This is a genomic window from Catenuloplanes nepalensis (assembly GCF_030811575.1).
Taxonomy (GTDB): Bacteria; Actinomycetota; Actinomycetes; order Mycobacteriales; family Micromonosporaceae; genus Catenuloplanes; species Catenuloplanes nepalensis.
Map to the genome: position 1 here is coordinate 9,089,143 of NZ_JAUSRA010000001.1, position 13,692 is coordinate 9,102,834.

General features: G+C 74.6%; 12 protein-coding genes and 1 pseudogene. 7 read left to right on the forward strand and 6 right to left on the reverse strand.

What is annotated here, in order from left to right; genetic code table 11:
* Positions 1-42: 42 nt before the first annotated feature.
* Both J2S43_RS39620 and J2S43_RS39625 read right to left on the reverse strand, forming a co-directional pair.
* Complete coding sequence (locus J2S43_RS39620) at positions 43-942, reverse strand: alcohol dehydrogenase catalytic domain-containing protein (protein WP_306838316.1); 900 nt, start codon at positions 940-942, stop codon at positions 43-45.
* A 9-nt stretch (positions 943-951) separates the two neighbouring features.
* A complete protein-coding gene (locus tag J2S43_RS39625) occupies positions 952-1,986 on the reverse strand; it encodes a medium chain dehydrogenase/reductase family protein (protein ID WP_306838317.1) in 1,035 nt (344 codons plus the stop codon).
* 208 nt (positions 1,987-2,194) lie between these two features.
* Here J2S43_RS39625 and J2S43_RS39630 point away from each other — a divergent pair, with 208 nt between their 5' ends.
* Positions 2,195-2,596, forward strand: coding sequence for a Dabb family protein (locus tag J2S43_RS39630; RefSeq protein ID WP_306838320.1), 402 nt, complete (start codon positions 2,195-2,197; stop codon positions 2,594-2,596).
* Positions 2,597-2,646: 50 nt separating this feature from the next.
* Here J2S43_RS39630 and J2S43_RS39635 read toward each other — a convergent pair whose 3' ends face one another.
* Together J2S43_RS39635 and J2S43_RS39640 are read right to left on the reverse strand one after the other, a co-directional pair.
* Complete coding sequence (locus tag J2S43_RS39635) at positions 2,647-3,513, reverse strand: hypothetical protein (RefSeq protein WP_306838322.1); 867 nt, start codon at positions 3,511-3,513, stop codon at positions 2,647-2,649.
* Positions 3,506-4,084, reverse strand: coding sequence for an RNA polymerase sigma factor (locus J2S43_RS39640; RefSeq protein ID WP_306838324.1), 579 nt, complete (start codon positions 4,082-4,084; stop codon positions 3,506-3,508). The genes J2S43_RS39635 and J2S43_RS39640 overlap by 8 nt, the downstream gene beginning before the upstream one ends.
* A gap of 141 nt (positions 4,085-4,225) precedes the next feature.
* On the opposite strand from J2S43_RS39640, the gene J2S43_RS39645 reads away from it, so the two are divergent.
* From J2S43_RS39645 to J2S43_RS39660, 4 genes are all read left to right on the forward strand, one after another.
* Entirely contained in the window at positions 4,226-5,353 is a 1,128-nt protein-coding gene (locus tag J2S43_RS39645) for an acyltransferase family protein (RefSeq protein ID WP_306838326.1), read from the forward strand.
* A 117-nt stretch (positions 5,354-5,470) separates the two neighbouring features.
* Positions 5,471-7,063: an RICIN domain-containing protein gene (locus J2S43_RS39650; RefSeq protein WP_306838328.1), complete on the forward strand. Its 1,593-nt coding sequence runs from the start codon at positions 5,471-5,473 to the stop codon at positions 7,061-7,063.
* Entirely contained in the window at positions 7,060-8,418 is a 1,359-nt protein-coding gene (locus tag J2S43_RS39655; RefSeq protein ID WP_306838330.1) for a S8 family serine peptidase, read from the forward strand. Before J2S43_RS39650 ends, J2S43_RS39655 begins: the two co-directional genes overlap by 4 nt.
* 307 nt (positions 8,419-8,725) lie before the next feature.
* The gene (locus J2S43_RS39660) at positions 8,726-9,121 is read left to right on the forward strand and encodes a CBS domain-containing protein (protein WP_306838332.1); all 396 of its coding nucleotides are present in this window, start codon (positions 8,726-8,728) and stop codon (positions 9,119-9,121) included.
* Positions 9,122-9,221: 100 nt separating this feature from the next.
* Here J2S43_RS39660 and J2S43_RS39665 read toward each other — a convergent pair whose 3' ends face one another.
* The gene (locus tag J2S43_RS39665) at positions 9,222-11,018 is read right to left on the reverse strand and encodes a sensor histidine kinase (RefSeq protein ID WP_306838334.1); all 1,797 of its coding nucleotides are present in this window, start codon (positions 11,016-11,018) and stop codon (positions 9,222-9,224) included.
* Positions 11,018-11,698, reverse strand: a complete 681-nt coding sequence (locus J2S43_RS39670) for a response regulator (RefSeq protein ID WP_306838336.1) — start codon at positions 11,696-11,698, stop codon at positions 11,018-11,020. The genes J2S43_RS39665 and J2S43_RS39670 overlap by 1 nt, the downstream gene beginning before the upstream one ends.
* Positions 11,699-11,806: 108 nt before the next feature.
* Between J2S43_RS39670 and J2S43_RS39675 the strand changes: the two genes are divergently transcribed.
* Together J2S43_RS39675 and J2S43_RS39680 are read left to right on the forward strand one after the other, a co-directional pair.
* Positions 11,807-12,937, forward strand: a complete 1,131-nt coding sequence (locus J2S43_RS39675; protein WP_306838338.1) for an efflux RND transporter periplasmic adaptor subunit — start codon at positions 11,807-11,809, stop codon at positions 12,935-12,937.
* Positions 12,934-13,599: pseudogene (locus J2S43_RS39680) on the forward strand (ABC transporter ATP-binding protein); the annotation flags it as partial. The gene J2S43_RS39675 and the pseudogene J2S43_RS39680, both read left to right, overlap by 4 nt.
* Between the last annotated feature and the right edge of the window lie 93 nt (positions 13,600-13,692).

Genomic DNA, 13,692 nt, shown 5'->3' on the forward strand with positions numbered 1-13,692 from the left:
CGACGGTACCGGCCGCCCCGGCCCGGCGGTCGATCGCAGGCGTCAATCCGCCAGCAGCAGCCACCGGCCACGACCGCCACCGGCGGCGACGTTGCCGTACGCGACCTCGGCCTCACCCAGCGGTACCCGGCCGGCCACCCGCAGCTCCAGCACGCCGCCGGCGGCCAGCTCGAGCAGCTCGGTGAGCCGCTCGCCATCCGGCCGGGAGTCGACCAGCTCGACCGTGATGCCGCGCTCCGGCGTCGCGGGCCGCGCCGAGGTCGGGCCGGCGAGCACGCCACCGTCGCGCACCGCGCCGAGCGCGGCGGCCTCCAGTACGGCCGCGTCGACGACCGCGTCGAACTCCGCGCCGGGCAGCGCGGTGACCAGGTCACGGGCGCCGGCGCGGAGCACGAAGTCCCGGTCGGACTCGCGGGCCAGCGCGGTGACGGCCCAGCCGGCCCGGGCGGCGAGCGCGACCGCGAACCCGCCGACACCACCGGCCGCGCCGGTGACCAGGAGCGTCCGCCCGCCGGCCGGGCCGAGCCGGTCGACGAGCTGGGCGGCGGTGAGCCCGTTGAGCGGCAGCGTGGCGGCGGCCACCGGGTCGAGCCCGTCCGGCAGCGTGGCGGCGGCGGACGCGGGCACGACGGTCTCCTCCGCGTGGCCGCGCGCCGGTGCGGTGAGGACCGCGTGCGCCGCGGCGATCCGGTCGCCCGGCGCGAAGCCGGTCACGCCGTCGCCGGTGCCGGTGACGACGCCGGTCAGCGAGGAGCCGAGCCCGATCGTGCCGGTCAGGCCCCAGACCGCGCGACCGGTGCCGCCGGCCAGGAAGAGATCGACCGGGTCGACCGAGGCCGCGACGACCCGGACGTGCAGCTCGCCGGGGCCGGGAGCGGGCAGCGTCACCTGCTCCAGGACGGGGGTCGTGGTGCCGGGCTTGGAGACGAGAGCGAGTGTCATGACCGGCTTTCAGTTCGCATCGGGTACGAGGACGACCTTGCCGGCGACGGTCCGCGACTCGGCCAGGGTGAGCGCGTCCGCGGCCTCGGAGAGCGGGAACCGCGCGGCGATCTGCGGGACCAGCGCGCCGTCGGCGAGCAGCCGCAGCACCTCGGTCAGGTCCCGGGCGAGGCGCTCGCGGAACTCGTCCTTGCGGCGCGAGCCGTCCCAGAAGCTGTAGAGGTAGGCGCTGCGCGGGTTGGGCGAGTAGTGCCACTGCTTCACCCGGGCGTAGGCGGTGATGAACGGCAGCTGCGCGTTGCCGTCGTCGTTCTTGGCGGACGCGGCGCCGTACGAGACCAGCGTGCCGTCGCGGCGCAGCATCTGCCAGGACCGCTTCAGCCCGGGGCCGCCGACGTGGTCGAAGACCGCGTGCACGCCGTCCGGCGCGAGCCGCCGGATCGTGTCGAACATGCCCGGGTCGCGGTAGTCGACCGGCGTCGCGCCCAGCTCCCGGACCATCCCGTGGTGGCGCTCGGCCGCGGTGCCGATCACCGAGATCCCGGCGTGCCGCGCGAGTTGCAGCAGCGTCGATCCGACGCCGCCGCTGGCGCCGAGCACCACGATCGTCCCGCCGCGTGGCACCTTCGCCAGCCCGTGCAGCATCTGCCACGCGGTGATCCCGTTGACCAGCACGGTCTCCACCGCGACCGGATCACAACCGTCCGGCACGGGTACGAGGTCGGCCGCGTCCATCAGCAGGTGGCTCGCCCAGCCGCCGGTCTTGGTCACCGCGGCGTACCGCCGTCCGCTCATCGCGGCGTCCACGCCCGGCCCGGTCCCGACGACGGTGCCGACGACGTCGTAGCCGGGCACGAACGGGAACGCGGGCTGGTCGTAGTACCGGCCGAGGCGCATCTGCTGCTCGGCGAAGGACACGCCGGTCGCCTCCATCCGGACCAGGACCTGCCCGGGGGCCGGCTCGGGCAGCGGCCGGGCACGGGTCCGGAGCCCGTCCGGCGCCACCTTGCCCGGCAGCACGATCTCCAGTGCGGTCACGGTCATGCGGTGCTCCTCGATGCTGCTCGGCCGGTCACCGCCTCACTGTGCGTGCACGCCGGTACCGCGCGCGTCGGCACGGGGTGCCTACATGCGCGCCGGCGGACGGCGATGCCTATGCGGCGCCCGCCCCCGATAGGCACGGAGTGCCGATGAGACGGGCCACGGCGGCGCGCCACGATCGGCGCGTCGGACACCCATGAAGGAGATCGCGTTGATCAACCACATCATCCGGATGAAGGCCAGGGCGGACGTGACGCCGGAGCAGGTCGACGAGGTGCTGGAATGCCTGCGCGAGCAGGGCCGGGTCATCCCGGAGGTGCGGTCGTTCATCGTCGGCCGCGACTACGGCAGCGACTTCGAGTTCGGCGCGGTCTTCGTGATCGAGGACCTGGCCGGCTACTGGGCGTACCTGGTGCACCCGGCGCATGGGCACACCGACCGGATCGGCCTTCCGCTGGCCGAGCAGTTCGACACCTACGACGTCTCGGACGACGAGGACCCGGAGTTCGGCCCGAAGATCGCCGAGCTGCACCGCCGCCGTTACCAGGAGGACCCGGAGCTGGCCGCGCTGGTGGCCGCGCTGCCGCAGTTCTCCGGCAACGGCGCGGCGTGACCCCGGCGGCCGGGCGGCGGGCGGTGCCGCCCGGCCGCGGTCGCACCGGCTCAGAAGCCGGGCGGCACCGCGATGGTGATCGGCGCGCCGAAGTCGTAGAAGTCGATGGTCGAGGAGGTGAGTCCCACGACCGAGATGCGGTGGATCAGGTCACCGGCGACCCACACGTCGATCGAGGTGACCTCCCCGGGGTTCTCCAGGTTGAACCAGGCCCGCTGCAAGTCGGGAAGCTTGGACAGCGCGGCCCGGGAGGCGGTGTTCAGCTCGACCCGGTAGTGAGTCGTCTGCGCGTCGCGCACCACTTCGCCGCCCAGGTCCTGCACCTGCGTGCCGTCGAGCGCGGTCCGGACGACCGCCCTGGTCGACTCGCCGAACGGCGCGAGGTACGGTCCGCCGTCGGTCTCGCCGGTGCGCAGGCCGGGGTCGTCGCTGGCCCGCTCCCACCACTTGCCGTCGATGACGTACGAGGTGACGGTGACCGTGCCGATCCACCAGACCAGCTTGAAGTCGCCGCCGGAGACCTCGGTCGCGCTCGTGGACCGCACCCCGTCCTCGTGCACCATGACGCCGCTGGTGCGCAGCGAGGGCACGTCCGCGGTGGCGTCCGCGGCCAGCAGGACGGCCTGGTGCGCCGTGGTCGCGGACGCGACCGGCGCGAACGGGCTGGGCACGGCCCCGGTGCCGCCGAGCGCGAGGACCGTCACCACGGACGCGGCCACCGCGGTCGTCGCCGCGGTCATCCAGGCCAGCGGCCGGCGCCGGAGCGCGCGCTTGTGCACCGGCGCGGCCGGCGCCCCACCCTTCGCCCGGCGCAGGATCTCGTCGTAGCGGGCCGAGCCCGGCGCGGGCGGTTCCTCGGCGGCGGCCGGGTCCAGCGAGCGCAGCAGCGCCATGGTTACGTCGTCGTGGTCAGGCATAGCGCCTCCGTTCGTCCGTGGCCGAAGCGTCACCCCTGGCCGAAGCGTCACCCGTGGTCGAAGCGTCACCCGCGGCCGGGGCGCGACCGAGGCGGGTCTGAAGCAGGCGATCAAGTTTGAGGCGGGCCCTGTGCAGCCGGGACGAGACGGTCGCCCGGTCGATGCCGAGCAGCGCCGCGATCTCCCCGATGCCGAGGCCGTCCCAGGCGCGCAGGAGCAGCAGCTCGCGGTCGTGGGTGTCGAGCGCCGCGAGCGCGGGCCACAGCGCCTCCTGCGAGGGTGCGTTCTGCTCGTAGGCGCTCGGCGGGGGGTCCGTGCTCACCAGCCGCAGGTGCAGCCGGTCGCGGCGCCGGTCCTGCCGGGTGTGGTTGGCCAGCACGTTCCGGGCCACGCCGAACAGCCAGAGCCGCGCGTCCTGGGCGGGGATGTCGTCGCGGCGCCGCCAGGCCACCGCGAACGTCTCGGCCGCGATGTCGTCCGCGTCGCTCCCCGACTCGGTGCGCCGTCGCGCGAAGCGCCACACGTCCGGGAACTGCGCGGCGAAGAACGCGCTGAACTGCTCCTCGTCCATGCCACCTCCGTTCGGCCTTTCGATCCTCGGCCCGGACATGTCCGGGCCGGCCCGTTTCTCGCCGCGCGATCGAGAAAAACTTCCGCATCGTACGGACTGCCGGACATGTGCCCGTCGGACTCGACCCGACGGGAGACGATCGTGACGGCACGAAACGACCGGCTGTACGCGCTGGACGGCCTGCGGCTGCTCTGCGCGCTGGCCGTGGCCGCGTACCACCTGGGCCTGGCCTGGTCGCTGGACGGCGTGCGGCCGGCCGTTCACCTCCTTCCGCACGGCAGCGGCCCGCTCCTGATCTACGGCTTCCTCGGCGTCGAGGTGTTCTTCATGATCAGCGGCTTCGTCATCTGCATGAGCGGCTGGGGCCAGAACCTGCGCGGGTTCGTCGCGTCCCGGGCCGGCCGGCTCTACCCCGCGTTCTGGGCGTGCGTGCTGATCACCGCGACCGTGATGGTGCTGTTCCCGGTGACCACCGGCGTGCCGCTGCCGCACGGCCTGACCGGCTCCGACGTCGCGGTGAACCTGACCATGCTGGCCGGGCCGCTGTCGGTGCCGTACGTCGACACCGTCTACTGGACACTCTGGAACGAGCTGCGCTTCTACGCGATCTTCGCGGTGCTGGTGCTGGCCGGCGTGACCCGGGGCCGGGTGCTGACGCTCTGCGCGGTCTGGCTGGCGGCCTCGGTCGTGGTCCCGCCGGGCGTGCCGCTCGCCGAGCTGGTGATGCCGCGGTTCGCGCCGTACTTCGTGGCCGGCATGACGCTCTACCTGATCCGGCGCTCCGGCCCGAGCCTCCCGGTGTGGCTGCTGCTCGCCGCGACCTGGCTGGTGAGCCTGGTCCGGGTGCGGGAGCGGGTGCTGTTCGCGAACCCGGGCTTCCCGGTGCCGGTCTGGCCCGGCCTGCTGATCATCACGCTCGCGTTCGGCGTGCTGCTGGCCATCGCGCTCGGCGCCACCGACCGCTGGTCGTGGCGCGCGCTGGCCGTCGCGGGCGCGGTGTCGTACCCGTTCTACCTGCTGCATCCACGGGTCGGCTTCACCATGATCCGGTACGCGTACGAGCGCACCGGCCTGCCCGCACCGGTGCTGGTGGTGGCGGCCATCGTGCTGCTGCTCGCGGTCGCCTGGCTGGTCCACCGCCTGGTCGAACGCCCGGCCACGCCCGCGCTGCGCCGCCTGATCGCCACCGGCTCGCTGGTGCCCCCGCCTCCGGGACCGTGGCCCCGGATCGACGAAACCGGGGCTGCCCGGGCGAGCCGGGGCGTGTAAGTTCGGGGCCGCGTCGGCGAAGCACGGTTTGTCCGCTCGCCTGCAGATGTGCCGCATGTCAGCCCGTTCCGGCCCGAGCCCAAGAGCGAGTGAATGACCGTGAGTGCTGGTGCGCCGGTGAGGCGCCTGCTCGCCTCGACCCGCGGACGCGTCGAGTTGGGCCTGCTGGCCCTGGTGCTGGTCCTCTGCGCGGCGACCGCGTTCGTGGTGGTGCCGGCGATCGCGGGCGGGCGGAAGCTGGCCGCCGAGCCGGTGCCGGCCGCTGACCTTCGGGCGATCGTGACCGCCGCGCTGTCCTGCCCGAGCCTGAACCCGCCCCGGCTGGCCGCGCAGATCATGGTGGCGTCCGGCTTCCGGGACGCCGGACCGCACGGCAACGTCGCCGGCATCGACCCGGCCACCTGGGAGGCGTGGCGGCCGTCGGCCTACGCCCGGCCCGCCGACCGGGCCGCGGCCATCGTCGCGCTCGGGCGTTGGACCTGCGACCTCGTCGGGCAGTTGCGCGCGGCCGGGCTGGCCGGAGACCTGTGGCCGGCCGCGGTGGCGTCGGCACGGGCCGGCGTCGGCGCGGTGCTCGCGGCGGAGGGCATCCCGCAGGCTGACCGGGAGTTCGTGGACACCGTCGTCGCCTACTCCCGGTGGTATGCGGATCAGCCGGAGTTCTCCCCGCAGAGCGCGGGCGCGGACCTGCCCGGCCCCCCGCTCCCGGTCCCGCACGACCTGGTCGCGCCGGTGCTGGCGGCGGGCCGGATGTGCCCGGTGATCACCCCGGTCCGGGTGGCCGCGCAGCTGCGGGCGCTCTCCGGCTTCGACGTGAACCGGCGGTCGCCGGACGGCCGGGCCGGCATCGCGCAGTTCACGCCGCAGCTCTGGGCGAGGTACCAGGGCGACCCGGGTGCGTCGATGTGGAACCCGTCCGAGGCGATCCCGGCGATGGGCGCGGCCATGTGCGGTCTGACCGCCGAGCTGGCCGTGCTCGGCGGCGATCCGTTCGTGCTGGCGCTCGGCGCCTACCAGTGGGGCGCGCCCGCGGTCCGGCAGGCCGGCGGGCTGCCGCGCAGCACCGTGCCCCAGCTCGCGGACCTGGCACCGGCGTTCGTGGCGGAGTACGAGCGGGATCCCCGGCTGACCGCGGTGGCGCCGAGCCCGAGCCCGTCGCCGTCGCCGGTCCCGGCCACGGCCGCGCCGGTCCGGCCGAGCCCGTCCCCGTCACCCTCGAAGCCGGTCCCGAAGCCGCTCTACAAGCCCGGCCACGCCTATGTCATCCACAACGCGTACACCGGTGGGGGTGTGTCCCTGGAGGTCTTCGGTCTCGATCCGTCGGTGGCCGCCGGCACGCAGGTGAACATGCACCAGCACAACGGCGGCCCCAACCAGCAGTGGTCGCTGGGCGCGGCCGGCGACCACGTGACGATCAAGAACGCGCACTACGGCATGGCCCTCGGCGTGGAGAACGCGTCCACGGACGCCGGCGCGAAGATCGTGGTGCAGCCGTTCGTGCCCGGCGACACGAGCCAGCAGTGGACGCTGCGGGACGCCGGCGACGGGTACGTCCACATCGTGAACCGCAAGTCCGGCAAGGAACTCGACCTGCCGGGCGACGAGGAGGCGGTGCCGGACACCACCGGCAACTGGAAGGGCGTGCGCCCCGAGCAGCGTGACGCCCAGAAGGACGCGCTCGACCACCGCTGGAAGCTGGTGGAGCTGTGAGGCTCCGCGCGCTGCTGGCCGCGGCCACGGTGGCCGCGCTGATCGGGCTGGCCGCGCCGCCCGCGCTCGCCGACGACGGCGAGAACGTCAAGTTCTACGAGGTCCCGGCCGGTACGGAGACGCTGACCGAGGTCGCGGAGCGGTTCCTCGGCGACGGCGCGCGGTCCGCCGAACTGTTCAACCTCAACGCGGGGCGACGGCAGCCGGACGGTGCGGCGCTCACCGACCCGGACGCGCTCAAGCCCGGGTGGCGCCTGGTGCTGCCGTGGGACGCGCACGGCGCCGGCGTGCGGTTCGGACCGCTCACCGGGACCGCACCGGCGAAGGTCCCGGGCGCCGGTGGCGCCACCGCGCGGCAGTGCGACGTCGCGCCCGCGCCGCCCGCGCGGGCCGACTGGGCGAACCTGCGGCTCGCAGCCGGCCGGGCGTGGCCGCGCAGCCGGGGGAGCGGCCAGCTGGTGGCGGTCGTCGACTCCGGCGTCGACGGCGGGCTGCCGCGGCTGCGCGGTCATGTCGCTCCCGGCACGGACGTGATCACCGGCGGCCGCGGCGACACCGACTGCCTGGGCACCGGCACCGCGATGGCTGGGCTGATCGCGGCGCAGCCGGTCGAGGGCGGGCCGGGCACGGGCATCGCGCCGGACGCGACCGTGCTGCCGATCCGGATCGCGGTGCGCAGCCCGGAGGCGTCGCCGGCGAACGGCGCGTCCGCGATCGCCGCCGCGGTGACCGCCGGCGCCACGGTGATCGCGCTCGGCGCGTACGTGGACCTGAACGAGCCCGAGGTGGCGCGCGCCGCGGCGGACGCGGCCGGCGCGGGCGTGGTGGTCGTGGGCGGCGCGCCGCTGGAGTCGGTGCCGGCCGTCGCGGACACGCGGCTTCGCGCCGGGGTGCTGCGGGTCGGTGGCATCGGGATGGACAACCGGCCGGTCGCCGATTACCGCTCCGGCGCGGTGGACCTGGTCGCGCCCGGAGTGAACGTGGGCAGCGTCGGCCTGACCGCCGGGCAGGCCGCGGGCAGCGGCACCCACTACGCGGTCGCGTTCGTGGCCGGGCAGGCCGCGCTGGTCCGGGCCGCCTACCCCGCGCTGACGCCGGCGCAGGTGCAGCACCGGATGGAGGCGACCGCGACCAGCCTGTCCGGTCAGGCACCGGACGGCGGCCACGGCTGGGGCCTGATCGCGCCGGAGGCGTCCGTCACCGCGGCGCTGCCCGAGGAGGCGCGACCCGCCGCGGCCACGGACGGCTGGACGCCGAGCGTCGAGCTGACCCTGCTGATCGCGGTCGTGGTGGTCGCGCTGGTGCTGGTGGTGCTGCTGACGATCCGCATCCGGCGGCTCCTGATCACGCCCTGAGGGCGCCGCGGAGGACGCGCTGCCGCGCCGTGGACGCGCTGCCGCGCCGTGGACGCGCTGCCGCGCCGTGGACGCGCTGCCGCGCCGTGGACGCGCTGCCGCGCCGTGGCCGCGCTGCCGCGCCGTGGACGCGCTGCCGCGCCGTGGACGCGCTGCCGCGCCGTGGACGCGCTGCCGCGCCGTGGACGCGCTGCCGCGCCGTGGACGCGCTGCCGCGCCGTGGACGCGATCCTGCGACCGCTGCGGCCGTGGCATGTATGACCGCTTCGTACCCGGGTATACGCGTGACGTGAAGGTACGAGACGTGATGACTGACAATCCGATCACCGTGCGCGCGGACGAGTCGCTGAGCACGGCCGCGCGGCGGATGCGCGACGGCGCCGTCGGCGCGGTGATCGTGGTGGACGGCACCGAGGTGCGCGGCGTGGTGACGGACCGGGACATCGCGGTCCGGGCGATCGCGGAGGACCTGGATCCGCGGACGTTGCCCACCGGTGAGCTGGCCGGTCCCGACGTGATCGTCACATCCGCCGACGACGACGCGGAGACCGCGGTCGAGCTGATGCGCACGCACTCGGTGCGGCGGCTGCCGGTGATGGACGGCGAGCAGGTGGTCGGCATGGTCACGCTCGGCGACCTGGCGGTGGCCCGGGACGGGGACTCCGCCCTGGCGGACATCAGCTCGGACGCGCCGAACAACTGAGCCTGAACCCTTGAGGTGAGGCACGGTTGACGTTGTGCTCCCACGGGCACCGGCCGGCCGCATGAGCGGAGCGTTCAGGCTTCCCGCGGAACCGTGCTGGTCATGAATTCGCATGCGGCTCGCGGTCGATCGTGACCGGGAGGATGACGGTGAACGTGGCGCCCCGGCCGGGAACGCTGGTGGCGGTGAGGTCGCCGCCGTGGGCGCGGGCCAGCTCGCGGGCGATGGGCAGGCCGAGGCCGGAGCCGCCGGTGGCGCGGGAGCGGGACGAGTCCGCGCGCCAGAAGCGGTCGAAGACCCGGGGCAGGTCGGCCGGGGCGATGCCGGGCCCGGTGTCGGACACCGAGATGACCATGCGGCCGGGGCGCATCTCCAGCTTGACCGTGACCGTCCCGCCCGGCGATGTGTGCCGGATCGCGTTGGAGACCAGGTTGCCGACGATCTGGCGCAGCCGGACCGGGTCCACGTCGGCCTCGGGATCGTCGGACGCCGGGTCCAGCGTGACCGCGCCACCGCCCCGGTGCGCCTCGACCAGCTGTTCCAGCAGGTCCCGTACGTAGGTGGGCTCCGGATGCACGCGCAGGCTGCCCGCCTCCAGCGCCGCGATGTCCCGCAGGTCGTCGACCACGTGGTGGAGCAGGACGGACTCGTCGACCAGCAGGTCCAGCACCTCCTGATCGACGGCGACCGCGCCGTCCCGGGCGGTCTCCAGCCAGGTGCGGATGTTGGTCAGCGGCGTGCGCAGCTCGTGCGCGATGTCGTTGACCATGGCGTTGCGCTGCCGTTCCAGCGCCTGCCGCCGGGCCGACAGGTCGTTGAACGCGGCGGCCAGATAGCCGATCTCGTCGCGCGTGGTGACCGGCACCGGCGCCTGCCGGTTCGCGGGCGCGCGGGCCGCCTCGGTCAGCGCGCGCAGCGGCCGGACCAGCCGCAGCCCGGCCACGACCGTGACGGCCAGCGTGAGCAGCAGGATCAGCGCGGCCGTGCCGGCGATGCGCGCGGTGTTCGCGGGGGAGAGCGTGAGCACGGCGGTCTCCGGCGCGGACGGCCCGGTGACGAAGAGCAGCGCGGGCGGCGCGACGTAGGGACGAAGCTGGTCGCGGCGCGCGTCGCCGATGCACTCGCGCACCCGCCGGTCGTCCCGCGCCTCGGGCGGCGCGTCCTCGTACCGTGGGATGAATTCGGGTGTGATCGTGAACCGGAGGTTCGGGTTGCCCGCGTCCCGCAGGCAGGCCACGGTCAGCGTGACCAGGTCGGCCAGCGGCTTGCGTTCCGTCTCGACGGGGTCGAGCAGGCCGGCCGGGTCGCACGGCGTGATCGGCGGCGGCTCGCCGGTCACCTCGCGGACCGCCGGGCGGCCGCTGGGCAGCTCCACCACCTCCGCGGTGACGTTGCCCCGCCGCAGGCAGATGACCTGCACATCGGCGAGCCGGCGCAGCCGGTCCCGTTCGGCGTCGGTCAACCGGTACGGCCCGACCGCCCGCGAGTCGATCAGCCCGCCGGAGACGCGCGCGACGCCGCGGTCCAGGCGCAGCGGGTCGACCGTGGCCGTGGGCACGTCGGAGGCGGCGACCGTGGCCGGCGCGTCCGCGGACGAGGCCGCGATCAGCCCGCGTGCCGGCGTGGTCAGCGCGATCCGGGTGCCGGTCAGCTCGGCCTGCCGCCGGACCAGCTCGTCCACGCCGTCCCAGCGGTCGTGGGTGGCCGCGTACGCGATGATCGCGTCGTAGACGTCGGTGTCCGAGGCCAGCGTGCGGCTCTGCTCCTGGGTGACGGCCCGCTTGGTGAGCTGCACGGTCAGCCACGCGGTGGCCGCGACCGCGCACACCGCGATCAGCATCGACGTGGCCAGCAGCCGCACCACGAGGCTCCGGTGCAGCGGCACCGCGCGCGGCATCAGGCGCCGGCCAGCTTGTAGCCGACGCCGTACACGGTCAGCAGCAGCCGGGGCCGGCGCGGATTCGGTTCGATCTTGCGGCGGAGGTTGGACATGTGGGTGTCGATCGCGCGCTCGGTCGAGTCCCGGCCGTACCCGTTGGTCCGCTCCAGCAGCTGGGCCCGGGTGAAGACGCGTTCCGGCTGCTGCACCAGCGTGGCCAGGATCGCGAACTCGTCCGGCGTGCAGTCGACCACCCGCGCGTCCACCGTCACCTCGCGGCGGGTCAGGTCGACCGCGACCGGCCCGGCCCGCAGCACGTCCCGGGTGTCGGCGGAGTCCGCGCGGCGCAGCAGCGTCCGGATCCGGGCGAGCAGTTCCCGCGGCCGGTACGGCTTGGTCAGGTAGTCGTCCGCGCCCGAGTCGAGACCGGTGAGCAGGTCGTCCTCGCTGGTCCGCGCGGTCAGCATCAGCACCGGCACGGCCGACTCGCGCCGGATCACCTCGCACAGGCCGAGCCCGGAGAGCTCCGGCATCATCACGTCGAGCAGCAGCAGGTCCGGGCGGAGCCGGCGGGCCGCGTCCAGCGCGGTCCGGCCGTCGTGCGTGACCGTGGTGCGGTAACCGGCGGACTCGAGGTAGCGCCGGAGGATCTCCGCGTGTCTCAGGTCGTCCTCGGCGATCAGCACATGTGCGGGCACGACGCCGACTATAGGTTCACGGTCGCGAATCTCAGCAGCCCGCGGGGCTTTCCCACAATCCTCGCGATGCTCACAAGTTCCTGAAATCGCCTCGCCATCATCGTCGCCATGCCTGAGGAGGAGAACCGCCGGCGCTGGGGCCGCGTGGTGGCCGGCGTGGTCGCGGCCGGGTCCGTGCTCGCGATCACCGCGGCCGCGCTGGTCTGGACGCGCGACGGGAACGCGGCCGGAGCCGAGCCGGCCGAGACGATCAGCGTGGGTACGGTCGCGGTCGCGCGCACCGACCTGTCCACGAGCCGGACGCTGACCGGGACGCTCGGCTACGGCACGCCGCGTGCGGTCAAGGCCGGTCGCGAGGGCGTGGTCACCTGGCTGCCGGACGGCGGGAGGACGGTCGACCGGGGCCACACGCTGTACCAGGTCAACGACGAGCCGATCCCGCTGTTCCTCGGCGCGCCGCCGCTCTACCGCACGATCACCGGCGCGGACCTGATCGGCCGCGACGTCGCCATGATCGCCAAGAATCTCAGTGCCCTGGGGTACGAGACCGGCTACCAGCCGGGCACGGGAGAGCAGGTCAAGGTCGGCAAGTCCTGGGTACCGGTCCGGGACGGCGAGGGCGTGCTGACCCCGGCGCTGAAGAACGCGATCACCTGGTGGCAGCGCGACCTCGGCCTGCCGGACGACGGCGTCATCGAGGTCGGCGACCTGGCCGTGCTGCCCGGCGCGGTCCGGGTCGACTCGCTGCTCGTGCAGATCGGGGACCCGGCCACCGGCGACCTGATGTCCGTCACCCAGACCGCGAAGGTGATCACGGTCCAGGCGCCGGTCACCGAGACCGACGCGCTCAAACCCGGAGACAAGGTCACGCTGCGCCTGCCGGGCGGCGCCGAGACGCCCGGCGAGATCGGCGAGATCTCCACGGTCGCGCAGACCGCGGAGGGCAGCCAGGCCCCGGGCGCGGCGCAGCAGCTCACCGTCACGGTCACGATGACCGACCCGAAGGCGGCCGGCCGGCTCGACGGCGGCGGCGTCGAGGTGCGGGTCGCGGGCGAGACCAGGACCGGCGTGCTGGCCGTGCCGGTGACCGCGCTGCTCGCCCTGCGCGAGGGCGGTTACGCGGTCCAGCTCCCGGACGGCCGCCTGATCGCGGTCGCGACCGGGATGTTCTCCGGCGGCCTGGTCGAGGTCAGCGGCGCCGGCGTCACCGAGGGCCTTCAGGTGGTGACGACCTCATGACCCGCGTGCTGTCGGTCCGTGCGGCGAGCCGCGCCTATCCCGGCGGCGTCACCGCGCTCGACCGGGTCTCACTGGACATCGACGCCGGCGAGCTGATCGCGATCGTCGGCCCGTCCGGCTCCGGCAAGTCCACACTGCTCAGCATCATGGGCACGCTGGACCGCCCGACCTCCGGCACGGTCGAGCTGGCCGGCCACGACGTGGCCACGCTCTCCGACCGGCGGCTGTCCGCGCTGCGCGGCCGCTGGCTCGGCTTCGTCTTCCAGCAGTTCCACCTGACCGACGGGCTGACCGCGGTGGAGAACGTGGCGACCGGGCTGCTCTACGCGGGCGTGCCCCGGCGGAGACGGCGCGGGATGGCGCTGGCCGCGCTGGACCGGGTCGGGCTCGGCCACCGGACCACGCACCGGCCGCACCAGCTCTCCGGCGGCGAGAAACAGCGGGTCGCGATCGCGCGCGCGATCGTCAACGAGCCCGCGCTGCTGCTGGCGGACGAGCCGACCGGCGCGCTGGACACCGCGAACGGCACGGCCGTGCTGGACCTGTTCCACCGGCTGCACGCGGAGGGCACGACGATCGCGCTGATCACGCACGACCGGGACATCGCGGCCCGGCTGCCACGCCGCGTCGAGGTCCGCGACGGCCGCGTCGTCGCCGATCGCGTCGTCGCCCGGGGCGTCGCGGATGGCACCGTCGCCCGGGGCGTCGCGGATGGCACCGTCGCCCGGGGCGTCGTGGATGGCACCGTCGCCCGG

Excerpts from the sequence above, each read along its gene's own strand:
- J2S43_RS39640 (WP_306838324.1), bottom strand. The coding sequence starts at position 4,084 with ATGGACGAGGAGCAGTTCAGCGCGTTCTTCGCCGCGCAGTTCCCGGAC.
- J2S43_RS39665 (WP_306838334.1), bottom strand. The coding sequence starts at position 11,018 with ATGCCGCGCGCGGTGCCGCTGCACCGGAGCCTCGTGGTGCGGCTGCTG.
- J2S43_RS39675 (WP_306838338.1), top strand. The coding sequence starts at position 11,807 with ATGCCTGAGGAGGAGAACCGCCGGCGCTGGGGCCGCGTGGTGGCCGGC.
- J2S43_RS39660 (WP_306838332.1), top strand. The coding sequence starts at position 8,726 with ATGACTGACAATCCGATCACCGTGCGCGCGGACGAGTCGCTGAGCACG.
- J2S43_RS39625 (WP_306838317.1), bottom strand. The coding sequence starts at position 1,986 with ATGACCGTGACCGCACTGGAGATCGTGCTGCCGGGCAAGGTGGCGCCG.
- J2S43_RS39635 (WP_306838322.1), bottom strand. The coding sequence starts at position 3,513 with ATGCCTGACCACGACGACGTAACCATGGCGCTGCTGCGCTCGCTGGAC.
- J2S43_RS39620 (WP_306838316.1), bottom strand. The coding sequence starts at position 942 with ATGACACTCGCTCTCGTCTCCAAGCCCGGCACCACGACCCCCGTCCTG.